This is a genomic window from Pelomicrobium sp. G1 (genome assembly GCF_051905455.1).
Lineage (GTDB): Bacteria > Pseudomonadota > Gammaproteobacteria > Burkholderiales > UBA6910 > Pelomicrobium.
This window is the reverse complement of the sequence record NZ_JBQACR010000636.1, coordinates 1-234: the sequence shown is the minus strand read 5'-3', so window position 1 is coordinate 234 and position 234 is coordinate 1. Positions and strand designations below refer to the sequence as shown.

At 66.2% G+C, this 234-nt stretch carries 1 pseudogene; it reads left to right on the top strand.

From position 1 onward, the window contains the following. Nucleotides 1-234, top strand: a pseudogene (locus tag ACTFO6_RS19930) (lipid-A-disaccharide synthase); the annotation flags it as partial.

Genomic DNA, 234 nt, shown 5'->3' with positions numbered 1-234 from the left:
GGCCTGCTCATGACGGAGGCCGGGGTGGAGGCCTTCTTCCCCGTGGAGAAGCTCTCGGTCATTGGCTACGCGGAGGTGCTGCGCCACTATTTCGAAATCGTGGGCATCCGGCGCAAGCTGCTGGACCGGCTACTCGCGGATCCCCCCGACCTCTTCGTCGGCGTGGACGCGCCCGACTTCAATCTGGACCTTGGGATCGCCCTGAGGGCGCGGGGAATCCGCACCGTGCAGTAC